The organism is Aquitalea sp. FJL05 (genome assembly GCF_003852595.1).
In the GTDB taxonomy this organism is placed as follows: domain Bacteria; phylum Pseudomonadota; class Gammaproteobacteria; order Burkholderiales; family Chromobacteriaceae; genus Aquitalea; species Aquitalea aquatilis.
Genome location: NZ_QAJS01000009.1, coordinates 49187 through 67173, shown reverse-complemented (window position 1 = coordinate 67173; position 17987 = coordinate 49187). Strand labels below are relative to the sequence as shown.

15 protein-coding genes are annotated in these 17987 nt (G+C 63.9%); 11 read left to right on the top strand and 4 right to left on the bottom strand.

What is annotated here, in order from left to right; translation table 11 throughout:
- Positions 1 to 35 precede the first annotated feature (35 nt).
- The 11 genes from DBR44_RS08410 (at position 36) to DBR44_RS08360 (ending at position 14473) form a co-directional block, all read left to right on the top strand.
- Positions 36 to 1715 (top strand): long-chain-fatty-acid--CoA ligase, encoded by a 1680-nt coding sequence (locus DBR44_RS08410; RefSeq protein WP_124643634.1) that lies wholly within the window; start codon positions 36 to 38, stop codon positions 1713 to 1715.
- A gap of 131 nt (positions 1716 to 1846) precedes the next feature.
- Positions 1847 to 3004: a PilT/PilU family type 4a pilus ATPase gene (locus DBR44_RS08405; RefSeq protein ID WP_124643633.1), complete on the top strand. Its 1158-nt coding sequence runs from the start codon at positions 1847 to 1849 to the stop codon at positions 3002 to 3004.
- A gap of 15 nt (positions 3005 to 3019) precedes the next feature.
- The gene (locus DBR44_RS08400) at positions 3020 to 3370 is read left to right on the top strand and encodes an ArsC family reductase (RefSeq protein WP_124643632.1); all 351 of its coding nucleotides are present in this window, start codon (positions 3020 to 3022) and stop codon (positions 3368 to 3370) included.
- Positions 3367 to 4497: a succinyl-diaminopimelate desuccinylase gene (gene dapE, locus DBR44_RS08395; RefSeq protein WP_124643631.1), complete on the top strand. Its 1131-nt coding sequence runs from the start codon at positions 3367 to 3369 to the stop codon at positions 4495 to 4497. Before DBR44_RS08400 ends, dapE begins: the two co-directional genes overlap by 4 nt.
- Positions 4498 to 4843: 346 nt before the next feature.
- Positions 4844 to 6823 carry an SPFH domain-containing protein gene (locus DBR44_RS08390; protein WP_124643630.1) on the top strand — a complete coding sequence of 660 codons (1980 nt, stop codon included), beginning with the start codon at positions 4844 to 4846 and terminating at the stop codon, positions 6821 to 6823.
- A 10-nt stretch (positions 6824 to 6833) separates the two neighbouring features.
- Positions 6834 to 7814: an SPFH domain-containing protein gene (locus DBR44_RS08385; RefSeq protein ID WP_199731001.1), complete on the top strand. Its 981-nt coding sequence runs from the start codon at positions 6834 to 6836 to the stop codon at positions 7812 to 7814.
- Positions 7814 to 8854 (top strand): SPFH domain-containing protein, encoded by a 1041-nt coding sequence (locus tag DBR44_RS08380; RefSeq protein WP_124643628.1) that lies wholly within the window; start codon positions 7814 to 7816, stop codon positions 8852 to 8854. The genes DBR44_RS08385 and DBR44_RS08380 overlap by 1 nt, the downstream gene beginning before the upstream one ends.
- The gene (locus DBR44_RS08375) at positions 8851 to 10776 is read left to right on the top strand and encodes a cation-translocating P-type ATPase (RefSeq protein ID WP_124643627.1); all 1926 of its coding nucleotides are present in this window, start codon (positions 8851 to 8853) and stop codon (positions 10774 to 10776) included. The genes DBR44_RS08380 and DBR44_RS08375 overlap by 4 nt, the downstream gene beginning before the upstream one ends.
- 99 nt (positions 10777 to 10875) lie before the next feature.
- The gene (locus DBR44_RS08370) at positions 10876 to 11505 is read left to right on the top strand and encodes a MarC family protein (protein ID WP_124643626.1); all 630 of its coding nucleotides are present in this window, start codon (positions 10876 to 10878) and stop codon (positions 11503 to 11505) included.
- Positions 11506 to 11728: 223 nt separating this feature from the next.
- Positions 11729 to 13069 carry a cytochrome c oxidase accessory protein CcoG gene (gene ccoG / locus DBR44_RS08365; RefSeq protein ID WP_124643625.1) on the top strand — a complete coding sequence of 447 codons (1341 nt, stop codon included), beginning with the start codon at positions 11729 to 11731 and terminating at the stop codon, positions 13067 to 13069.
- Between the two features lie 27 nt (positions 13070 to 13096).
- Positions 13097 to 14473 (top strand): PLP-dependent aminotransferase family protein, encoded by a 1377-nt coding sequence (locus DBR44_RS08360; RefSeq protein WP_124643624.1) that lies wholly within the window; start codon positions 13097 to 13099, stop codon positions 14471 to 14473.
- A gap of 9 nt (positions 14474 to 14482) precedes the next feature.
- On the opposite strand, the gene recR is transcribed toward DBR44_RS08360, so the two are convergent.
- The 4 genes from recR to dnaX all read right to left on the bottom strand — a co-directional run bounded on the left by recR (position 14483) and on the right by dnaX (position 17923).
- Positions 14483 to 15085: a recombination mediator RecR gene (recR, locus tag DBR44_RS08355; protein WP_124643623.1), complete on the bottom strand. Its 603-nt coding sequence runs from the start codon at positions 15083 to 15085 to the stop codon at positions 14483 to 14485.
- 41 nt (positions 15086 to 15126) lie between these two features.
- Positions 15127 to 15456, bottom strand: a complete 330-nt coding sequence (locus DBR44_RS08350) for a GFA family protein (protein WP_158613580.1) — start codon at positions 15454 to 15456, stop codon at positions 15127 to 15129.
- Positions 15457 to 15612: 156 nt separating this feature from the next.
- Positions 15613 to 15951 carry a YbaB/EbfC family nucleoid-associated protein gene (locus DBR44_RS08345; RefSeq protein ID WP_103523444.1) on the bottom strand — a complete coding sequence of 113 codons (339 nt, stop codon included), beginning with the start codon at positions 15949 to 15951 and terminating at the stop codon, positions 15613 to 15615.
- A 1-nt stretch (position 15952) separates the two neighbouring features.
- Positions 15953 to 17923, bottom strand: coding sequence for a DNA polymerase III subunit gamma/tau (gene dnaX / locus DBR44_RS08340; protein WP_124643621.1), 1971 nt, complete (start codon positions 17921 to 17923; stop codon positions 15953 to 15955).
- Positions 17924 to 17987 lie beyond the last annotated feature (64 nt).

The window sequence follows — 17987 nt, the reverse complement described above, 5'->3', positions numbered from 1 at the left end:
ACTCTCGAATCAGCACGATGGAGAAACCCTAAGATATGGAAAAGGTTTGGCTAAAGAATTACCAGCCGGGGGTACCACACGAGATCGACATCAACCAGTTCCAGTCGATTGTTGAGGTGTTTGATCGCAGCGTAACGAAGTTCCGCGACCGGCCAGCCATGGCCAATATGGACAAGGTGCTGAGCTATGGCGAGCTGCAAACGCTGACCGTGCAGTTTGCGTCCTTCCTGCAAAACACGCTGAAGCTGCAAAAAGGCGACCGCGTGGCCGTGATGATGCCCAATCTGCTGCAGTATCCGGTGGCCGTGTTCGGCACGCTGCGCGCCGGCGGCACCGTGGTCAATGTCAATCCGCTGTACACCCCGCGCGAACTGGAACACCAGCTCAACGACTCCGGTGCCGAAACCATCGTCATCCTGGAGAACTTCGCCAATGTGCTGCAAGACGTGATCGGCCGCACCAAGGTCAAGAACGTCATCATTGCGTCGATTGGCGACATGCTGGGCTTCCCCAAGCGGCTGCTGGTGAACTTCGTGGTGCGCAAGATCAAGAAGATGGTGCCGGCATGGCAACTGCCCGGCCACATCGGCTTCAACGACGCCCTGGCAGCGGGTGCATCGCATAGCTTCAAGCCGGTACAGATCGGCCATGAAGACATCGCCTTCCTGCAATACACCGGCGGCACCACCGGCATCTCCAAGGGTGCCATGCTGGTCCACCGCAACATCATTGCCAATATGCTGCAGGCCGGCAGCTGGGTGAAGCCGGCGGCGCGCGAGGGGCAGGAAGTCATCATCACCGCCCTGCCGCTGTACCATATCTTTTCGCTGACGGCCAACCTGATGGTGTTCACCGAATTGGGCGCGCTGAATATCCTGATCACCAATCCGCGCGACATCCCCGGCTTTATCAAGGAGATCAAGAAATACCGCGTCACCGCCATGACCGGGGTGAATACCCTGTTCAACGCGCTGCTGAATAATCCGGATTTCCTGACTGTCGATTTCTCCAGCTGGCGCTTGGCACTGGGTGGGGGCATGGCGGTGCAAAAGGCCGTGGCCGACAAATGGAAACAGGTCACCGGCGTCACTCTGGCCGAAGCCTATGGCCTGACCGAAACCAGCCCCGCTGCCTGCATCAACCCGCTGGACATCAAGGCCTACAACGGCACCATCGGCCTGCCCGTTCCCTCCACCGATATTGAAATCCGTGGTGCGGATGGCCAGGCGCTGCCGCAAGGTGAGCAGGGTGAGCTGTGCATCCAGGGCCCGCAAGTGATGAAGGGCTACTGGAACCGACCGGACGAAACGGCCAAGGTCATCGACGAGCGCGGCTTCCTGGCCACCGGCGACATGGCCATGGTGACACCGGAAGGCTTCGTCAAGCTGGTGGACCGCAAGAAGGACATGATTCTGGTATCCGGCTTCAATGTTTACCCCAATGAAGTGGAAGACATCATCGCCAGCCACCCCGGCGTGCTGGAAGTGGCCTGCATTGGCATACCGGACGACAAGTCCGGCGAGGTGGTCAAGGTATTCGTGGTGAAAAAAGACCCGACCCTGACGGAAAAAGATGTCATCCACCATTGCCGGGAAAACCTGACCGGCTACAAGGTACCCAAGATGGTGGAGTTCCGCAGCGAACTACCCAAGACCAATGTCGGCAAGATCCTGCGCCGCGCACTGCGCGACCAGGAGGTCGGCAAACAGGCCTGAGCCAGCCAAGCCCGCCCCGGCGGGCTTTTTTCTTGCTGTCGCTCGTCGCCGACTGCAGGCACAATACGGCTATAACAAGGACAGTGTGCCGTCCGCCACAACACATCTCTTGTCTATCGGGAATACCAACCATGCTGATGCTGCCGTTCTTCAAGCTGATGGCCGACAAACAGGCCAGCGACATCTTTTTCACCGCTGATGCACCGCCACAGATCAAGATCGACGGCGTGACCCTGCCCATCAACGACAAGCCGCTGTCCGCCGACATCGTGCGCCAGCTGGCCTACAGCCTGATGAACGAGGTGGAAATCGCCACCTTCGAGCGCGAACTGGAAATGAACTTCGGCCGTCTGGTCGACACCCTGGGCAACTATCGCGTCAACATCTTCAAGCAACGCGGCACGGTGGCCATGGTGGTGCGCTTCATCCGCCCCAGGATTCCGTCGCTGGCCGAGCTGAACCTGCCAGACAAGCTGCAGGAACTGGTCCTGCAAAAGCGTGGCCTGATCATCGTGGTGGGTGCCACCGGCAGCGGTAAAAGCTCGACCGTGGCCTCCTTGCTGGAGCATCGCAACCAGACGCAGTCCGGCCACATCCTGACCGTGGAAGACCCGATCGAATTCGTTTACCGCCATCAAAAATCCATCGTCAACCAGCGTGAAATTGGCGTGGACACCTTCTCCTATCAGAACGCCCTGAAGAACGCCATGCGCGAAGCGCCGGACGTACTGATGATCGGCGAGGTCCGCGATGCGGAAACCATGACCCACGCCATCAATTACGCGCAGTCCGGTCACCTGTGCCTGAGCACCCTGCACGCCAACAACAGCTATCACATGCTGAACCGTGTCATCAGCATGTTCCCGACGGAAAGTCGCAATGCCTTGCTGATGGACCTGTCGGTCTCCTTGCGCGCGGTGATTTCGCAGCGCTTGATTCCCACCAAGGACGGCAAGCAGATCCCGGCGCTGGAAATCCTGATCAATACCCCGCACATCGCCGAGCTGATCCGCAACGGCGACGTGGACCAGATCAAGGAAGCCATCGAAAACAGCATGAGCGAAGGCGCGCAGACTTTCGAGCAGTCCTTGTTCCGGCTTTATCAGCAAGACCGCATCCTGCTGGACGACGCCTTGAAAAATGCCGACTCGCCCACCAATCTGTACTGGCTGATCAACCATGCGCAGAACAAGCAGACCGAAGCGCAAACCGCCAGCAAGCAACAGCAGGAGCGGCAGGACAGCGACAACACGGCCACCAGCTTTGACGGATTCACCCTGGATTTATAAAACAAGCACACACACATGATCACCCTCTACGGCATCCCCAATTGCAATACGGTCAAGAAAGCCCGCCAGTGGCTGACCGAACACCAGATCGACTACGTGTTTCACGACTTCAAGAAACAGGGCGTCAGCGCCGCGCAGCTGCAAGGCTGGATAGACGCCATCGGCCTGGACAAGCTGATCAACCGCCAGGGCACTACCTGGCGCGGCCTGAGCGAAGAACTGAAAGCACAGGCGGCCAGCGCAGCCGGTGCCATCGCCATCCTGCAAGCACAGCCCTCCATCATCAAGCGTCCGGTACTGGAGCGCGCCGGCACCGTCAGCGTGGGCTTTAACGAAGCGCAATGGGCCGCGGAGTTCGGCGCATGAGCAAAACACTAGACCTCACCTGCGAACTGATCCGCCGCGACTCGGTGACCCCGCGTGATGCCGGCTGCCAGCCGCTGCTGGCCGAGCGTCTGCAGGCGCTGGGTTTTGTCATTGAAAACATGCGCTTTGGCGATGTGGACAATCTGTGGGCGCGCCGTGGCAATAGCGGCCCGCTGCTGTGCTTTGCCGGCCATACCGACGTAGTGCCGAGCGGCCCGACCGAACAGTGGGACAGCCCGCCGTTCGAGCCGCGCCAGCGCAATGGCCTGTTGTACGGCCGGGGTGCGGCCGACATGAAAGCCTCGCTGGCTGCCTTCATCACCGCCATCGAAGCCTTTGTCGCCGATCACCCGCAGCACAGCGGCAGCATCGCGCTGCTGCTGACCTCGGATGAAGAAGGCGTGGCCACCGATGGTTCGGTCAAGGTAGTGGATACGCTGGAAGCACGCGGCGAGCTGATTGATTACTGCATCGTCGGCGAACCCACGTCGGACCAGCTGCTGGGCGACACCATCAAGAATGGCCGCCGTGGCTCGCTGTCCGGCCGGCTGGTGATCCACGGCATCCAGGGCCACATTGCCTATCCGCACCTGGCCAAGAACCCGGTACACCTGATGGCCCCGGCACTGGCCGAGCTGGCCAGCACCGAGTGGGACCAGGGCAATGATTTCTTCCCACCCACCAGCTGGCAGGTATCCAACATCCACGCCGGCACTGGCGCGGTGAACATCATTCCCGGCCTGTGTGAAATCCGCTTCAATTTCCGTTTCAGCCCGGAAAGCACGGTGGAGTCGCTGAAAGACCGCGTGCACGCCATTCTGGATCGCCACGGCCTGGGCTATGAACTGCACTGGTCGCTGTCCGGCATGCCTTTCATCACCGCCCCTGGCGCACTGACCGATGCCCTGAGCAGCGCCATCCGGCAGGTCACCGGGCAGACTGCAACGCTCTCCACCACCGGCGGCACATCAGATGGCCGCTTCATCAAGCGCATCGCGCGCGAGCTGGTGGAATTCGGCCCGGTCAATGCCACCATCCACAAACTGAACGAGTGTGTGGAAGTGGCCCACCTGGAACCATTGGCGGAAATCTACCAGCGCACGCTGGAACAGCTGCTGCCAGACTGAAACCTCCCCCGGCCAGCACCGGCCTATGGCTGCGACCTGGCCGGATAGCACAGCGGGCAAGCCGGATTAGCGCATTTCAGCGCGTACTTGTTAAGCAGGCGGTGCAACTGGCCGGAAGCATCGAGACGTTGGTATTGCCCGAAGGCGGCCGGCTGCACCACCGCAGCGGGCTCTGCCTGCTGTGGCGGCCAGGCTGGCCGCTTGCGTGCCAGCAAGCAGCAGCAGGAATGACACGCCGTAGTCATTCGCTTGTGTCATGATTTGCTCACCTTGTTTCGGCCCATCATCCCGGCCAGTGTAGCATTGCCGACACCGCCAGCCGCCCTGATCGCCCCGACCCCGGAATATGAAAACGCCAGCCACTCTCCCACCTGTTTCTGCCGACCGCCGTCGCGAGCGGCAAAGTCGTGCAAGCAGCCTGCTGGCCATGCTGGCGGCTCTGGGCTGCCTGCTGTGCAGCCTGTTGCTGGCCGAGTGGCCGGCACGCCTGTTGTGGCTGAGCCATGCCGCCACACTAGGTCTGCTGGCCGGTCTGCTCAATGCGGCTGCCAGCCGGGCAGGCTGGCGCCGTCGCCGGCAGGGTGCTGCCGCGCTGCCGCTGCTGGCTTTCACCTGGCCCTCCTGGCTTGGCATGCGTCCGCTCCGCACGGCTGCCGCCAAGCAACAAAACCAGCCACTGCGCCGCTTGTTGCTGTGGCCGCGACTGCGGCGGCTGATCGGCCGTCACACTGGCTGGCCGGTGATCTGGCAGGCGCTGGGCAGCCTGCTGGCTGTATTGCTGTCTGTGCTGCTGGTGCAGGCCGAGCTGAGTGTCGGCACAAGCAGCGGCATCAGCCGTCAGTCCTTGTTAATGCCGGGGCTGTGCGGACTGCTGGCTGCCTTCGCCTGCCTGCTGCTGGAGCGCAAGCTGGCACAGCAAAGCGCTGCCGACTGGCCGGAAGCCCCGCTGCTGCTCAAGCTGTCACGCGCCATCATTCTCGCCCTGCTGCTGCCTGCGCTATGCGGATTCGGCCTCATGCTGGGCCTGGACTGGCTATTGCCCGGCCTGCAGCTAGCCGGCTACTGGACCTTGCTGCTCAGCGCCGAACTGCTGCTGCGCGCCCTGCTGAGCGGATTTCGCCCCTATCACCGGCAGCAGGCAGCGCCGCCCGCCTTCAATAGCCTGCTGGCCTCGCTCATGCAGCGCAGCAACCCGGCTCAGCGGCTGCGTCAGCAGCTGCAACAGGGACTGGGGCTGGAATTGCGCCATAGCTGGGCACTGCGTTTTCTCGGCAGCGCCCTGCGTCCGCTGGCCGCCGGCTTGCTGTTATGCGGCTGGCTGCTGAGCAGCCTCAGCATCATCGGCACCGACCAGCGCGGCATCTATCAGCGCTTTGGTGCCGCCGTGGCCGTATGGCAGCCCGGCCTGCACCTGGGCCTGCCGTGGCCGCTGGGCCGTGTCAGCTATATCGAGAATGGTCAGGTCCATCAGCAGGCCAGCACCCTGCTGCAGAACGAAGACGATGGCGGACAAAACAGCCCCGCCAGCAATAACCGTCTGTGGGATGACCAACACCGCGCCGAGAGCATGCAGCTGATTGCCAGTGGCCGTGGCAGCAGCCAGTCCATCCAGCTGATGGGGCTGGATGTGCGGCTGGTCTACCGCCAGGGGCTGCGCGATGAGGACGCGCTGGCGCTGTACCGGCTGGCTGATGCCCCGGCCCTGCTGCACAGCCTGGCCGAGCAGACCATGCTGCATTACTTTGCCGGCCAGCAACTGGATCAGCTGCTGGGTGAAGGGCTATCGGCCACCGCCGTGCAACTGCGAAACCGGATACAGCAGCAACTGGACCGCTCCGCCGCCGGCATCGAGCTGCTGGCGGTGGTGATTCAGGCCATTCACCCACCGGCCGCCGCCGCCAATGCCTATCATGGCGTGCAGGCCGCGCAGATTCTGGCCCAGGCCAATGTGGCGGCCGAGCGCGCCCAGGCGGTGCGCAGCCATAGTGCCGCCGTGCAGGCCGCCCTGCACCAGAGCGCCGCTGCCAGTGCCGCCGCTGCCGAGCAACTAGCCACCAGCCGCGCCGATGCCATTGCTTTTCAGGCCGACCGGCAGGCTTACCAGCTGGACGGCCAAACCTTTTTGCTGGAACGCTATCTGCATGCACTGGCGCATGGGCTGAGCCACACCCGACCGCTGATCATCGACCACCGCATTCAGGCCGCCGAGCTGCCCACCATCGACCTGCGGCCGCCCGGCAGCACGCTGGCCCTGCCCGATGCCGCACTCAAGCCGCCGCCCATTGCTACCGAGCCTGCCGCCCGTGCGGCGGTGCCGCGCCCCTGAGGAGTCCGAATTGGACCATTCCGCTCACCATCATCACCCCACCACGCCGCCCCTGCCACGCCGCAGCCTGCTGTGGCGACAACTGGCCGGCCTGGCCGTGCTGCTGCTGGCCGCCCTGTCCTGCTGCCTGCTGCAAGTGCATTCCGGCGAAGCCGTCGTCATCACCCGTTTTGGCGATCCGGTACGCGTGCTGCTGCAACCGGGCCTGGCATGGCGGCTGCCGCCGCCGCTGGAAAGCGCCATCACTGTCGACCTGCGCCTGCGCACCACATCCAGCGGTCTGCAGGATGTCGGCACCCGCGACGGCCTGCGCGTCATCATGCAAAGCTATGTGGCCTGGCAAGTGCCGGCCGATGCCACCCACATCACCCGCTTCTTGCGGGCGGTACAAAACCAGCCGGAAGAAGCCTCGCGCCAGATTGCCACCTTTGCTGGCTCAGCCATGGAAACCGGCAGCAGCGGTTTTGCCCTGTCCAGCCTGGTGAATACCGATGCCAGCCAGTTGCGCATCAGCCAGTTAGAACAGCGGCTGCGCCAGCAACTGGCCCCGCAACTGCTGGCCAGTTATGGCTTGCGGGTGGTGGATGTCGGGCTGGAACGGCTGACGCTGCCAGCCGTCACGCTGGACGCCACCGTGGCGCGCATGCGCGCCGAGCGCGACACCATCGCAGCGGAGCGCACGGCCAGCGGCAATGAAGAAGCCGCCGCCATCCGCGCCAATGCCGCACGCGATGCGCGCATCCGCCAGGCCGATGCCAGCGTGGCCGCCGCCCAGATCGAAGCTGGCTCACGGGTGGAGGCCGCCCGCATCTACGCCGATGCCTACCAGCGCGCACCGGATCTGTACAAGACACTGCGCTCACTGGATACCCTTAACAACGTGGTCAACAGCTCGACCCAGCTGGTATTGCGCACCGATGCCGCCCCCTTCCGCGCGCTGGTGGACGGCCCGCCGGGGCTGGCTGCCAGCAAGAGTGCAAAGGGGCGCTGATGCCGACCGCCGAACACACCGCCAGCCCGCTGGAACAATCACTGCGCCTGAGCTACCGCCTGCTGCTGGCCATCACCCTGCTGGCCGGCCTGGCCTGGCTGTTTGGCCATGTACGGCCGATAGCAGCCGACAGCCAGGCCGTGGTAATGCGCTTTGGCGCGGTCGAGCGGGTGCAGCGTGCCGGGCTATTGCTGGCCTGGCCCAGCCCGATCGAGGAAATCCTGCTGCTGCCCGCCGGCGAGCGGCTGCAACAGCGCCAGATCAGCGGGCTGGCCCGCAACGCACATGCGCTGGCACTGGATGGTGCCGGCACCTCGCTGCGCCAGATGGGCGACGCGCTGGCTGGCTCGGGCTATCTGCTGAGCGGCGATCTGGGTGTGGTGCAGCTGAATGCCACGGTCTACTACCAGATTGACGATGCCATGGCCTATGCCGTGCAGGGCGAACAGGCGCTGCCGGCGCTGGACCGGCTGGTCAGTGCCGCCGCGCTGCAACTGAGTGCCGGACGTGACCTGGACAGCATTCTGGTCAGCCGTGGCAGTACCGCATCCGGCCAACTGGCCATGCAACGGGAACGGCTGCGCGCCGAACTGGTGGCTGCCGCCAACCAGCGCCTGCAGTCGCTGCGCCAGCGTGGCGTGGCGCTGGGTATCCGCATCGTGCGCATCGACCTGCTATCCGTTCTGCCACACCAGGCCCAAGCCGCTTTTGATGCGGTACTGACCGCCGACCAGACCGTGGAGCGGCAACTGGCCCTGGCGCGCACCGCCGCCGCCCAGCAACAGCAACAGGCCAGTGCCGCCGTCAGCAGCATTCTCAACAGCGCCCACGCCCATGCCAATGAACGGCTGGCACTGGCACGCAGCGAAACCAGCGAGATCAGCGCACTGGCCAGCCACATGCAACAGCCCGATGGCCCGGAGCTGCTGCGCCAGCTCTACCGCAACCGGATTCAGGGTGTGCTGGCCAAGGCCGGCCAGCTCACCACCATTGCCCCGGACAGCAGTGGCCGGCTGATCCTGCCCGGAGTACGGCCATGAGCTTGTGCTGCACACCCGGCGGCAAAGACCTGCTCAGCCCGACCGAACAACAGGGGCTGCGCCGGCAACTGCTGCTGGCCATGAGCGCCGTCGGCCTGTTGCTGCTGGCCGCCTGCTGGCAGTTCGGCCTGGACAATGGCAGCGCCCTAGCGCAATGGCTGACCGCCGCCGCCGCCCTGCTGATGGCCGGGCCAGCCTTGCGTGCAGCCTGGCGCAGCCTGCAACACCCCGACCTGCATGGCATGACCGACCTGCTGGTGGCCCTGGCCATCATCGGTGCCTGGGCCAGCGGCGATCTGCTCAGCGCCGCCCTGCTCCCCATCCTGATGGTGCTGGGCCACGTACTGGAAGAACGCAGCCTGCTGGGTTCGCAAGAGGCCATCCAGGCGCTGTCCACGCTGACCCGCAGCCGCAGCCGCCGCCTGCTGGCCGATGGCAGCTACGAGGACATCGACAACAACCAGCTGCATAGCGGCGACTGTGTCGAAGTCCGCGCCGGCGACCGCATTCCGGCCGACGGCATGGTGCGTCAGGGGCAGTCCAGCCTGGATACCTCGGCCATCACCGGCGAATCCTTGCCACAGGATGTGACTGCCGGCAGCCAGGTCTATGCCGGGGCGGTGAATCTGCAGGGCCTGCTGCTAGTGGAAATCAGCCAGGTGGGCGAGCAGTCGGCGCTGGGCCGCATCACTGCCTTGATGCGCGAGGCCGAAATGGCCAAGCCGCCGATTACCCGGCTGGTGGAAGGCCATGCCGGCGCTTATCTGGGCCTGGTACTGGCGCTGGCCGCACTCAGCTGGTTTATCAGCCGCGATACCCAGGCCATGCTGGCCGTACTGGTGGCCGCCTGCCCCTGCGCGCTGGTGCTGGCGACACCGGCAGCAGCCGTCGCTGGCGTGGCGGTGGCAGCACGCCATGGCATCCTGATTCGCGGCACGGCTTTTCTGGAAGAACTGGCCGATGTCTCCTCGCTGGTCATCGACAAAACCGGCACCCTCACCAGCGGCCAGCTCAGCCTGCAGCGGGTGGAGGTGCTTGACGCCACTCCGGGGCCGGACATCCACCTGCTGGCCGCCAGCCTGGGGGCCAGCAGCAGCCATCCGGTCAGCCGGGCACTGGCCGCGCTGGCCGGCACCCAGCCGCTGCTGCCGCTGACTGCCGTGCAGGAGATGGCCGGCATGGGCTTGCAGGCCGATACCGCATGGGGGCAGGCCGTGCTGGGCCGGCCTGCCCTGCTGCAGCAGATGGGCATCAGCCATCTGCCACCGGCGCGTGGGGCGGCTTCGCTGGTCGGGCTGGCGCTCAATGGCCGCTTGCTGGCCTGGTTTCATCTGGCAGACACCCCACGCCCGGAAGCAGCAGAGGCCATGCGCCAGCTGCGGCAGCTGGGCCTGCAGCGCCAGCTCCTGCTGACCGGAGACCACGCCGCAGCGGCCGAGCCGCTGGCACAGGCGCTGGGTATAGAACGCGTAGTCGCCCAGGTATTGCCGGCAGGCAAGCTGGCCGCGGTACAGGCTGAAATCAGCGCTGCTTACCGCCCGCTGGTGGTGGGCGATGGCATCAATGACTCGCTGGCGCTCAAGGCCGGTGCCGTCGGCATTGCCATGGGGGCGAATGCTGCCGATATCGCGGTGGCCGCCGCCGACGTGGTGTTGATCAGCAAGGATCTGCGCCGGCTGGCCACCGCCATCCGCCTGAGCCGGCAGTGTCGCCGCACCCTGACGTTCAATGTGGCACTCGGCCTGGGCTGGACCGGCCTGCTCACCCTACTGGCGGCGCTGGGCCTGCTCGGTTCGGCCGGGGTATTGCTGGCGGCACTGCTGCATAACCTGAGCAGCCTGCTGGTGATGGCCAATGCCGGACGGCTGCTGCGTTTTCAGGACAGGCTGCCAACACTGGCCGCCCCGCCCGGCACAATATGAAGACAGACCACACCGCACACCTTCACTGGCGCAAGCCTGCAGCTTTGCGTCCCCGGCATGAATGCCAAGCGGCTCCCGCTGACTTACCATAAGGCCACCATGGAACTCGAAATCGCCAAAATCTTTATCGCCCTGCTGGTGCTGGTCAATCCGCTCGGGGCCATTCCCATCTTCATCAGCCTGACGCCCAACGCCAGCCAGCTGGAGCGCAAGCGCATTGCCAAAACCACCACGCTGGCCGTGGCGGTGGTGCTCTGCCTGTTTGCCGTGGTGGGCGAAACCCTGCTGCACTTTCTGGGTATCAGCATTGGTTCTTTCCAGGTAGGTGGCGGCTTGCTGGTGATGCTGATTGCCATCGCCCTGATGAACGCCCAGCCAGCACCAACCAAAACCACCCAGGAAGAACGATCGGAAGCCGAAGCCAAGACCAATATCGCGGTCGTGCCACTGGCCATTCCGCTGCTGACCGGCCCCGGCACCATTTCCACCGTCATCATTTATGCCTCCACCGCCCACTCCTGGGTGCAGGTGGTGTATCTGCTGATCAGCAGCCTGCTGGTGGCGGTGACCTGTTATGGCGCACTGGTACTGGCTTCGCCCATCAGCCGTCTGCTGGGTCAGACCGGCATCAATATCGTCAACCGGGTGATGGGCATGCTGCTGGCGGCGGTGTCGGTGGAGATCATTGTCGACGGGCTGTACCGGCTGTTTCCGCAGCTGTCGCGCTAAAGCACCCGCCAGATTCCGGCCCTTGGCCGGCTTGATCTGGCGCAAACCATCTGTATCGAATCTGTCATTACCCGGCCATGACAAGCCTTTGACATGACAGATCAAATCATTGATATACAAAGAATATCTGGCATCTGTACATACAAACAGACAGACAACTGTGCATTGTCTGTCATGGTGACAGCGCCTACAAAGTGCGGGTTAACTTCTCGGTGCCTGCGCCATGACTCCGTCCATTCCCGTCAAGATTTATCCCCGTCTCACCAGTGGCCGCTTCAACAACCTGCGGGTGTTGCTGGTCATCCTTACCCAGCTGGTTTTCCTCGGCCTGCCCTGGCTGCGCTGGAATGAGCGCCAGGCGGTGCTGTTTGATCTGGATCGCCACCAGTTTTTCATCTTTGGTGCCAGTTTCTGGCCGCAAGACTTTGTTTATCTGGCAGCCTTGCTGGTGCTGTGCGCGCTGGGCTTGTTCTGGTGGACCACGCTAGCCGGGCGACTGTGGTGCGGCTATTCCTGTCCGCAAACCGTCTACACCCAGATCATGCTGTGGATAGAGCGGCTGGTATTGGGCGACCACAAGGCCAGGCGCAAGCTGGATGCCGCGCCCAACAGTGCGGGCAAACTGCTGAAAAAGGGCCTGGCCCACGGCCTGATGCTGCTGTTTTCGCTGTGGACCGGCTTTACCCTGGTTGCCTACTTCACCCCGGCCACCGAGCTGGCCAGTAGCCTGTGGCAGGGGCAACTGGGACCGTGGGAAAGCTTCTGGCTGCTGTTTTATGCTGTCTTCACCTACACCCTGGCCGGGCTGCTGCGGGAAAAAGTGTGCACGCATATGTGCCCTTATGCCCGCTTCCAGGGTGCCATGTTCGACCGCGACACGCTGATCATTTCCTACGATGGCCAGCGCGGCGAACCGCGTGGCAAGCAGGCTGACAAATCCGGCGGCGGCTGCATCGACTGCGGCATCTGCGTGCAGGTTTGCCCCACCGGCATCGACATTCGCAACGGCCTGCAATACGAGTGCATCGGCTGCGCCGCCTGCATCGATGCCTGCGATCAGGTGATGGACCAGCTGCATGCCCCACGCGGGCTGATCCGCTACACCAGCGCTGCGGCACTGGAAGGCCAGCCGGACATCAAACCGGCCTGGCGTCGCCCGCGTGTACTGTTTTACAGCAGCCTGCTGCTGGGCATCAGCGTGCTGTCCGTGGTGAGCTTTCTCAACCGCATTCCGTTCAAGGCCGACATCCTGCGCGACCGCGCCACCCTGGTGCGGGAAACCGACGATGGCTGGCTGGAAAACAGTTACAGTGTGCGGCTGATCAACAGCAGCGAGCTGCCACAGCGCTTCGTCATCAGCGTGGAAGGCCTGCCGGGCATCCGGCTGGCGACTGCCAACCGGCCGGTGGCACTGGCGGCTACCGCCACCGAAACCATAGGCTTGCGGGTGCAGGTGGAGCCGCAGTACGCTGCCAAGGGCGCGCATGACATCCGTTTTGTCATCCGCTCGCTCGACCAGCCCGGCCATGTGCTGCAGGAAAAAAGCAGCTTTATCGGCGACTGAGCCCCACACCATGCGAGTCATTCATTCATGAGCAAAACCCTGCAGCTGGCACAATTGTTCCGCCATGCCATCGAACAGGGCCAGCTGCGCGCCGGCGACCGCCTGCCCTCGCTGCGCCGGCTGTGCCAGGACCACGGCGTCAGCCTCACCACGGCCCAGCGCGCCTATGCCGAACTGGAAAGGCAGGGCTTGCTGCAAGCCCTGCCACGCTCCGGTTTTCGCGTCTGCACACCGGCAGCCTCCTTGCGCCCGGCCGAACCGGCAACCGACGGCGTGCTGCGCATGGAGCACCTGACCACCGCCCTGCCCATGCCCTGGGGCTGCCCCTTCATCAATCCGGCGCTGATCAACACCACCCAGATGAACCGTGCCCTCAGCCGGGCGCTGCAAGACTACCGCGCCGCGCTGTCCAGCACGCCGATAGAAGGCTTCGAAGGCTTGCGCCGCGAACTGGGCCTGCATTATCTGAGCCAGGGCATCACCCTGGCCGGCGACGAACTGCTGATTACTTGCGGCGGCATGGAAGCGCTGACGCTGGCCATGCGTGCGGCGGTCAGCGCCTCTGGCAGCCACAGCATGGTGGTGGTGACACCGGCCTTTCCGGCGGCGCTGGACCAGTTGCGCCATCTGGGCATCAGCATGCTGCCACTGGCGTTGTCCGAGCAGGGCAGCCTGGATCTGGAGGCACTGGAGGCACTGCTGCAAGAAGAACGCCCGGCCGGCATCGTGCTGATGGCCAATTTCCAGCACCCGACTGGTCTGTTGCTGCCGGAAGCACAAAAGCGCGCACTGGTGGCACTGGCCGAGCGCCACCGTGTCTGCATCATCGAGGACGACACCTACCGCGAGCTGTATTTCGGCACACAGGGCGTACCGCCGTTAAAGGCTTACGACCGCCACGGCACGGTGCTGCACTGCTCGTCCTTCAGTAAATCGCTGGCTCCCGGCTACCGGGTGGGCTGGATCGCCGCCGGGCGGCTGAGCAATACCGTGCGCGGGCTGAAACTGTGCAGCTCGCTCGGCACGCCGCTGCCCAGCCAGATGGCGCTGGCGCGGCTGCTGACTTCCGGCCAGCACGGCGACATGCTGACACGGCTGCGGGCCAGCTTGCGCAGCCGGCGCGATGCCCTGCAGGAACAGATCAGGGAGAGTTTTCCGCCAGGCAGCCGGCTATTGCAGCCGGAAGGCGGTTATTTTCAGTGGGTGATCCTGCCCGAGGGGCTGGATTGTGCGGCGCTCTTGCCCATGGCCATCGAGCAAGGCATTCACTACGCGCCATCGACGCTGTTCTATCCGCAACACGGGCCGGCCAATGCACTGCGGCTGAACTTCAGCTTTTTCGATCCGCTGCACCAGCGCGAGGGCATCGCGCTGCTGGGCGAACTGCTGCGTCAGGCCAGTTGAACCGGTCGGCTACTCGGCCACCGGTTTGCGCTCGTACACCGCCTGCGCAAGCGTGCTCAGGTCGACATATTCCAGCTCGCCGCCCACCGGCATGCCACGGGCGATGCGTGACACCTTGGGGCCGCGCTCTTTCAGCAGCTCGGCAATCATGTGGGCGGTGACCTCACCCTCGGCAGTAAAGTTGGTGGCGATCACCACCTCCTCCACTACGTCATCCAGCGCCCGCACCATCAGCTTGTCCAGATTGACGTCCTTGGGGCCGACATTGTCCAGCGGCGATATACGGCCCATCAGCACGAAATACAGGCCCTGATAACACTTGGCCTGCTCCAGCGTCATCAGATCAGCCGGCATTTCCACCACGCATAGTTGATCCGGCCGGCGTTCCGGGTCGGCGCAAATACTGCACAGCGGGGTTTCACTGAAGGTATTGCAGCGTTCGCAATGGGTCAGCTTGGTCAAGGCCCGGTCCAGCGCCCGCGCCAGCTTGTCGGCACCGGTCTTGTCCCGTTGCAGCAAATGGAAGGCCATGCGCTGGGCGGTTTTGGGGCCGACACCGGGTAATACCTTGAGGGCGGCAATCAACTGGTCAAGCGCGGGTGGGTTTTTCATCGGCAAACAGGCAGGAAAGGATAAGGGAAGGTAAACCGGCTTCAGTCCGGCCCGCCCTGCGCATAACGCGGCAAGGCATCGTCGAGGTGAAACCAGGGAATGGCGCTGTCCATCCACTCATGGCAATCGGGTGGCAGCTGCTCCGGCTGTTCCAGCGTGGCGACGGTAATTTCCAGCCGCTGGCTGCCATCGGTACATTCATAAAACAGGGTGCTGCCACAGACCGGGCAGAAATGCCGCAGCCCCAGTGGTGACGAGCGATAGGCCGTGGTGGCACCTTGCCAGCTGACGGCGTGGCGGGCAAACAGCGCCCCCAGATAAACCGGTGCACCGGCAGCCAGCTGACAGGTCTTGCAATAGCAGTAAGACACACCAAGAGGCCGGCCCTGGCACTGATACCGTACCGCGCCACACAGGCAATGACCGTGCAATACCTGCTCCATAGCAGCTCTCTGGTGTCTGCGGCGCCATCAAGCCCCGCCATGCGTCACGACCGGGCCGCAACGCGGCTGGCCGTGCAGGCTGGATTAGAAGGGTAGTTTCATACCGGCCGGCAGATTCAGGCCATTGGTGAAACCGGACATCTTTTCCTGGGAAGTGGCTTCCACCTTGCGCACGGCGTCGTTGACGGCGGCGGCGATCAGGTCTTCCAGCATTTCCTTGTCTTCCTTGGCATCGTCCAGCAGGCTGTCGTCGATGGACACGCGCTTTACATCGTGGCCGCAGGTCATGACGATTTTCACCAGGCCGGCACCGGATTGGCCTTCCACTTCCACCGTGGCCAGCTCTTCCTGGGCCTTTTTCATGTTTTCCTGCATTTGCTGGGCTTGCTTCATCAGACCAGCGATACCGTTTTTACCGAACATTTCACAACTCCTGAACAGGTTGAATCGTTTCGGCGATCAGCGTAGCGCCCATATCGCGCACCAGTTGCTGAATCACCGGATCGTTTTCCAGGCAAATCCGGGCCTGGGCCAATTGTTCCTGGCGGTGGCGAGCGCCCTGCATGGCCGGTGTTTCCAGCCCCAGTTCCTCTATCGTCACCACCAGTTCTACCGGCTGACCGAACTGCTCGGCCAGCGCAGCCTTGAGTTTTTCCTGATAATCGCGGGTGGCCATGTGGCGGAAGCTGTCCGGCACCGCCAGCTCCAGCCGCGACTGGCTCCAGCCCTTGAGCACGGCATTGTGCGCCAGCATGCGCGAAGCGCCCAGACGGGTGCCCAGCAGGGTGACCAGCGCACCCCAGTCGCCATCAAACTGATAAGGCGCTGTATCCACCGTGACCGACTCTTCGGCCATGGCATAGGCCGGCATGGCCTCTTCCGCCTCGGCCTCGTCCCACGGTGCGGTGTTGTCAGGCTCGGCCTCATCCTCGTCGTCGCGCTCATCGTCTGCGACGGCAAGCTGGGCGGGCTGTGCAATGGCTGCCGGAGCTAGCGCAGTCACAACGGGCTCGGCTGGCACCACTGGCACCACTGGCGCAACAGGTGCAGCAGGCGTGACAGACGGCAGTGGCGCCGGCGCGGCTAGCGGCGCGGGGGCAGGTTCGGGTTCGGCGTCAGCCGCCGCGGCAGGCTCTTGCGCAGCCGGTCGGCTGGCTGGCTTACGATTACCCAGACCAGCCAGCAAGGCGCGGGCAGCAGCCGAACCGTCAGCCCCGGCATCGGACTGGGCCGGCATCGCTGCCGGTGCCGGCCGGGTGACAGCCGCTGCAGCGTTACTGCGTGGCGCGGCCACGCTGTCGGGCTGGGCATGGGCCGGATGGAAGGCCAGCATGCGCAGCAGGGTCATATTGAAGCCCGCGTGCTCATCTGGTGCCAGTGCCAAGTCCTTGCGGCCATGAATGGCGATCTGATAGTAAAGCTGCACATCTTGCGGTGCGATCAGGCTGGCCAGTGCAAACAGCGCTTCGCGCTCTGGCTCGTCATCGGCAATGGCCGCAGGCACGGTCTGCGCCATGGCCAGTTGCTGCAGCAAGACGGCCATTTCGGCCAATACGCTGTCAAAACCGATACCGCGCTGTGCCAGCTGTTCGGCCTCGGCCATCAGACGCGGGCCATCACCTGCCGCCAGCGCATCCAGCAAGACAAACAGGTAGCGGCGATCCACCGCGCCCAGCATGGCGCGCACGCCCTCTTCTTTCACCTCGCCCATGCCATAGGCAATGGCCTGATCCAGCAGCGACAGTGCATCGCGCATCGAGCCGGCAGCAGCACGGCCGAGCAAGGCCAGCGCGGCCGGTTCGAAGCTTTGCTGCTCCACCTCCAGCACATGTGCCAGATGGCCTGCCACCTGCTGTGGCGTCATATTGCGCAGCGAGAACTGCAGGCAACGCGACAATACCGTGACCGGCACTTTTTGCGGATCGGTGGTAGCCAGGATGAACTTGACGTGGGCCGGCGGCTCTTCCAGCGTCTTCAGCATGGCGTTGAAGGCACTCTTCGACAGCATGTGCACTTCGTCGATGATGTAGACCTTGAAGCGGCCAGAAGTGGGCGCGTACTGGGCGTTTTCCAGCACTTCGCGGATATTGTCGATGCCGGTATTGGAGGCAGCGTCGATTTCCAGCAAGTCGACAAAGCGGCCGGCGTCGATCTGGCGACAGGCGGAACACTCGCCGCAAGGCTCGGCGGTGGTGCCGGTTTCGCAGTTGAGGCTCTTGGCCAGAATGCGTGCGATGGTGGTCTTGCCCACCCCGCGCGTGCCGGTCAGCAGATAGGCGTGGTGCAGCCGCTCTTCATTCAGGGCATTGGAGAGGGCGCGCACCACATGCTCCTGACCGACCAGATCGGCAAAGCGTTTGGGGCGCCACTTGCGGGCAAGGACTTGATAGCTCATGGGGGCGGATTTTAATGGCAATTGGCCGGCAAGGCGACTCCTTTTGGCTGGAGCCGCCTGCCGG

Bases quoted from the DNA above. Each gene is read 5' to 3' on its own strand.
- DBR44_RS08410 (WP_124643634.1), top strand. From the start codon at position 36: ATGGAAAAGGTTTGGCTAAAGAATTACCAGCCGGGGGTACCACACGAG.
- DBR44_RS08405 (WP_124643633.1), top strand. From the start codon at position 1,847: ATGCTGATGCTGCCGTTCTTCAAGCTGATGGCCGACAAACAGGCCAGC.
- DBR44_RS08400 (WP_124643632.1), top strand. From the start codon at position 3,020: ATGATCACCCTCTACGGCATCCCCAATTGCAATACGGTCAAGAAAGCC.
- dapE (WP_124643631.1), top strand. From the start codon at position 3,367: ATGAGCAAAACACTAGACCTCACCTGCGAACTGATCCGCCGCGACTCG.
- DBR44_RS08390 (WP_124643630.1), top strand. From the start codon at position 4,844: ATGAAAACGCCAGCCACTCTCCCACCTGTTTCTGCCGACCGCCGTCGC.
- DBR44_RS08380 (WP_124643628.1), top strand. From the start codon at position 7,814: ATGCCGACCGCCGAACACACCGCCAGCCCGCTGGAACAATCACTGCGC.
- DBR44_RS08375 (WP_124643627.1), top strand. From the start codon at position 8,851: ATGAGCTTGTGCTGCACACCCGGCGGCAAAGACCTGCTCAGCCCGACC.
- DBR44_RS08370 (WP_124643626.1), top strand. From the start codon at position 10,876: ATGGAACTCGAAATCGCCAAAATCTTTATCGCCCTGCTGGTGCTGGTC.
- ccoG (WP_124643625.1), top strand. From the start codon at position 11,729: ATGACTCCGTCCATTCCCGTCAAGATTTATCCCCGTCTCACCAGTGGC.
- DBR44_RS08360 (WP_124643624.1), top strand. From the start codon at position 13,097: ATGAGCAAAACCCTGCAGCTGGCACAATTGTTCCGCCATGCCATCGAA.
- recR (WP_124643623.1), bottom strand. From the start codon at position 15,085: ATGAAAAACCCACCCGCGCTTGACCAGTTGATTGCCGCCCTCAAGGTA.
- DBR44_RS08345 (WP_103523444.1), bottom strand. From the start codon at position 15,951: ATGTTCGGTAAAAACGGTATCGCTGGTCTGATGAAGCAAGCCCAGCAA.
- dnaX (WP_124643621.1), bottom strand. From the start codon at position 17,923: ATGAGCTATCAAGTCCTTGCCCGCAAGTGGCGCCCCAAACGCTTTGCC.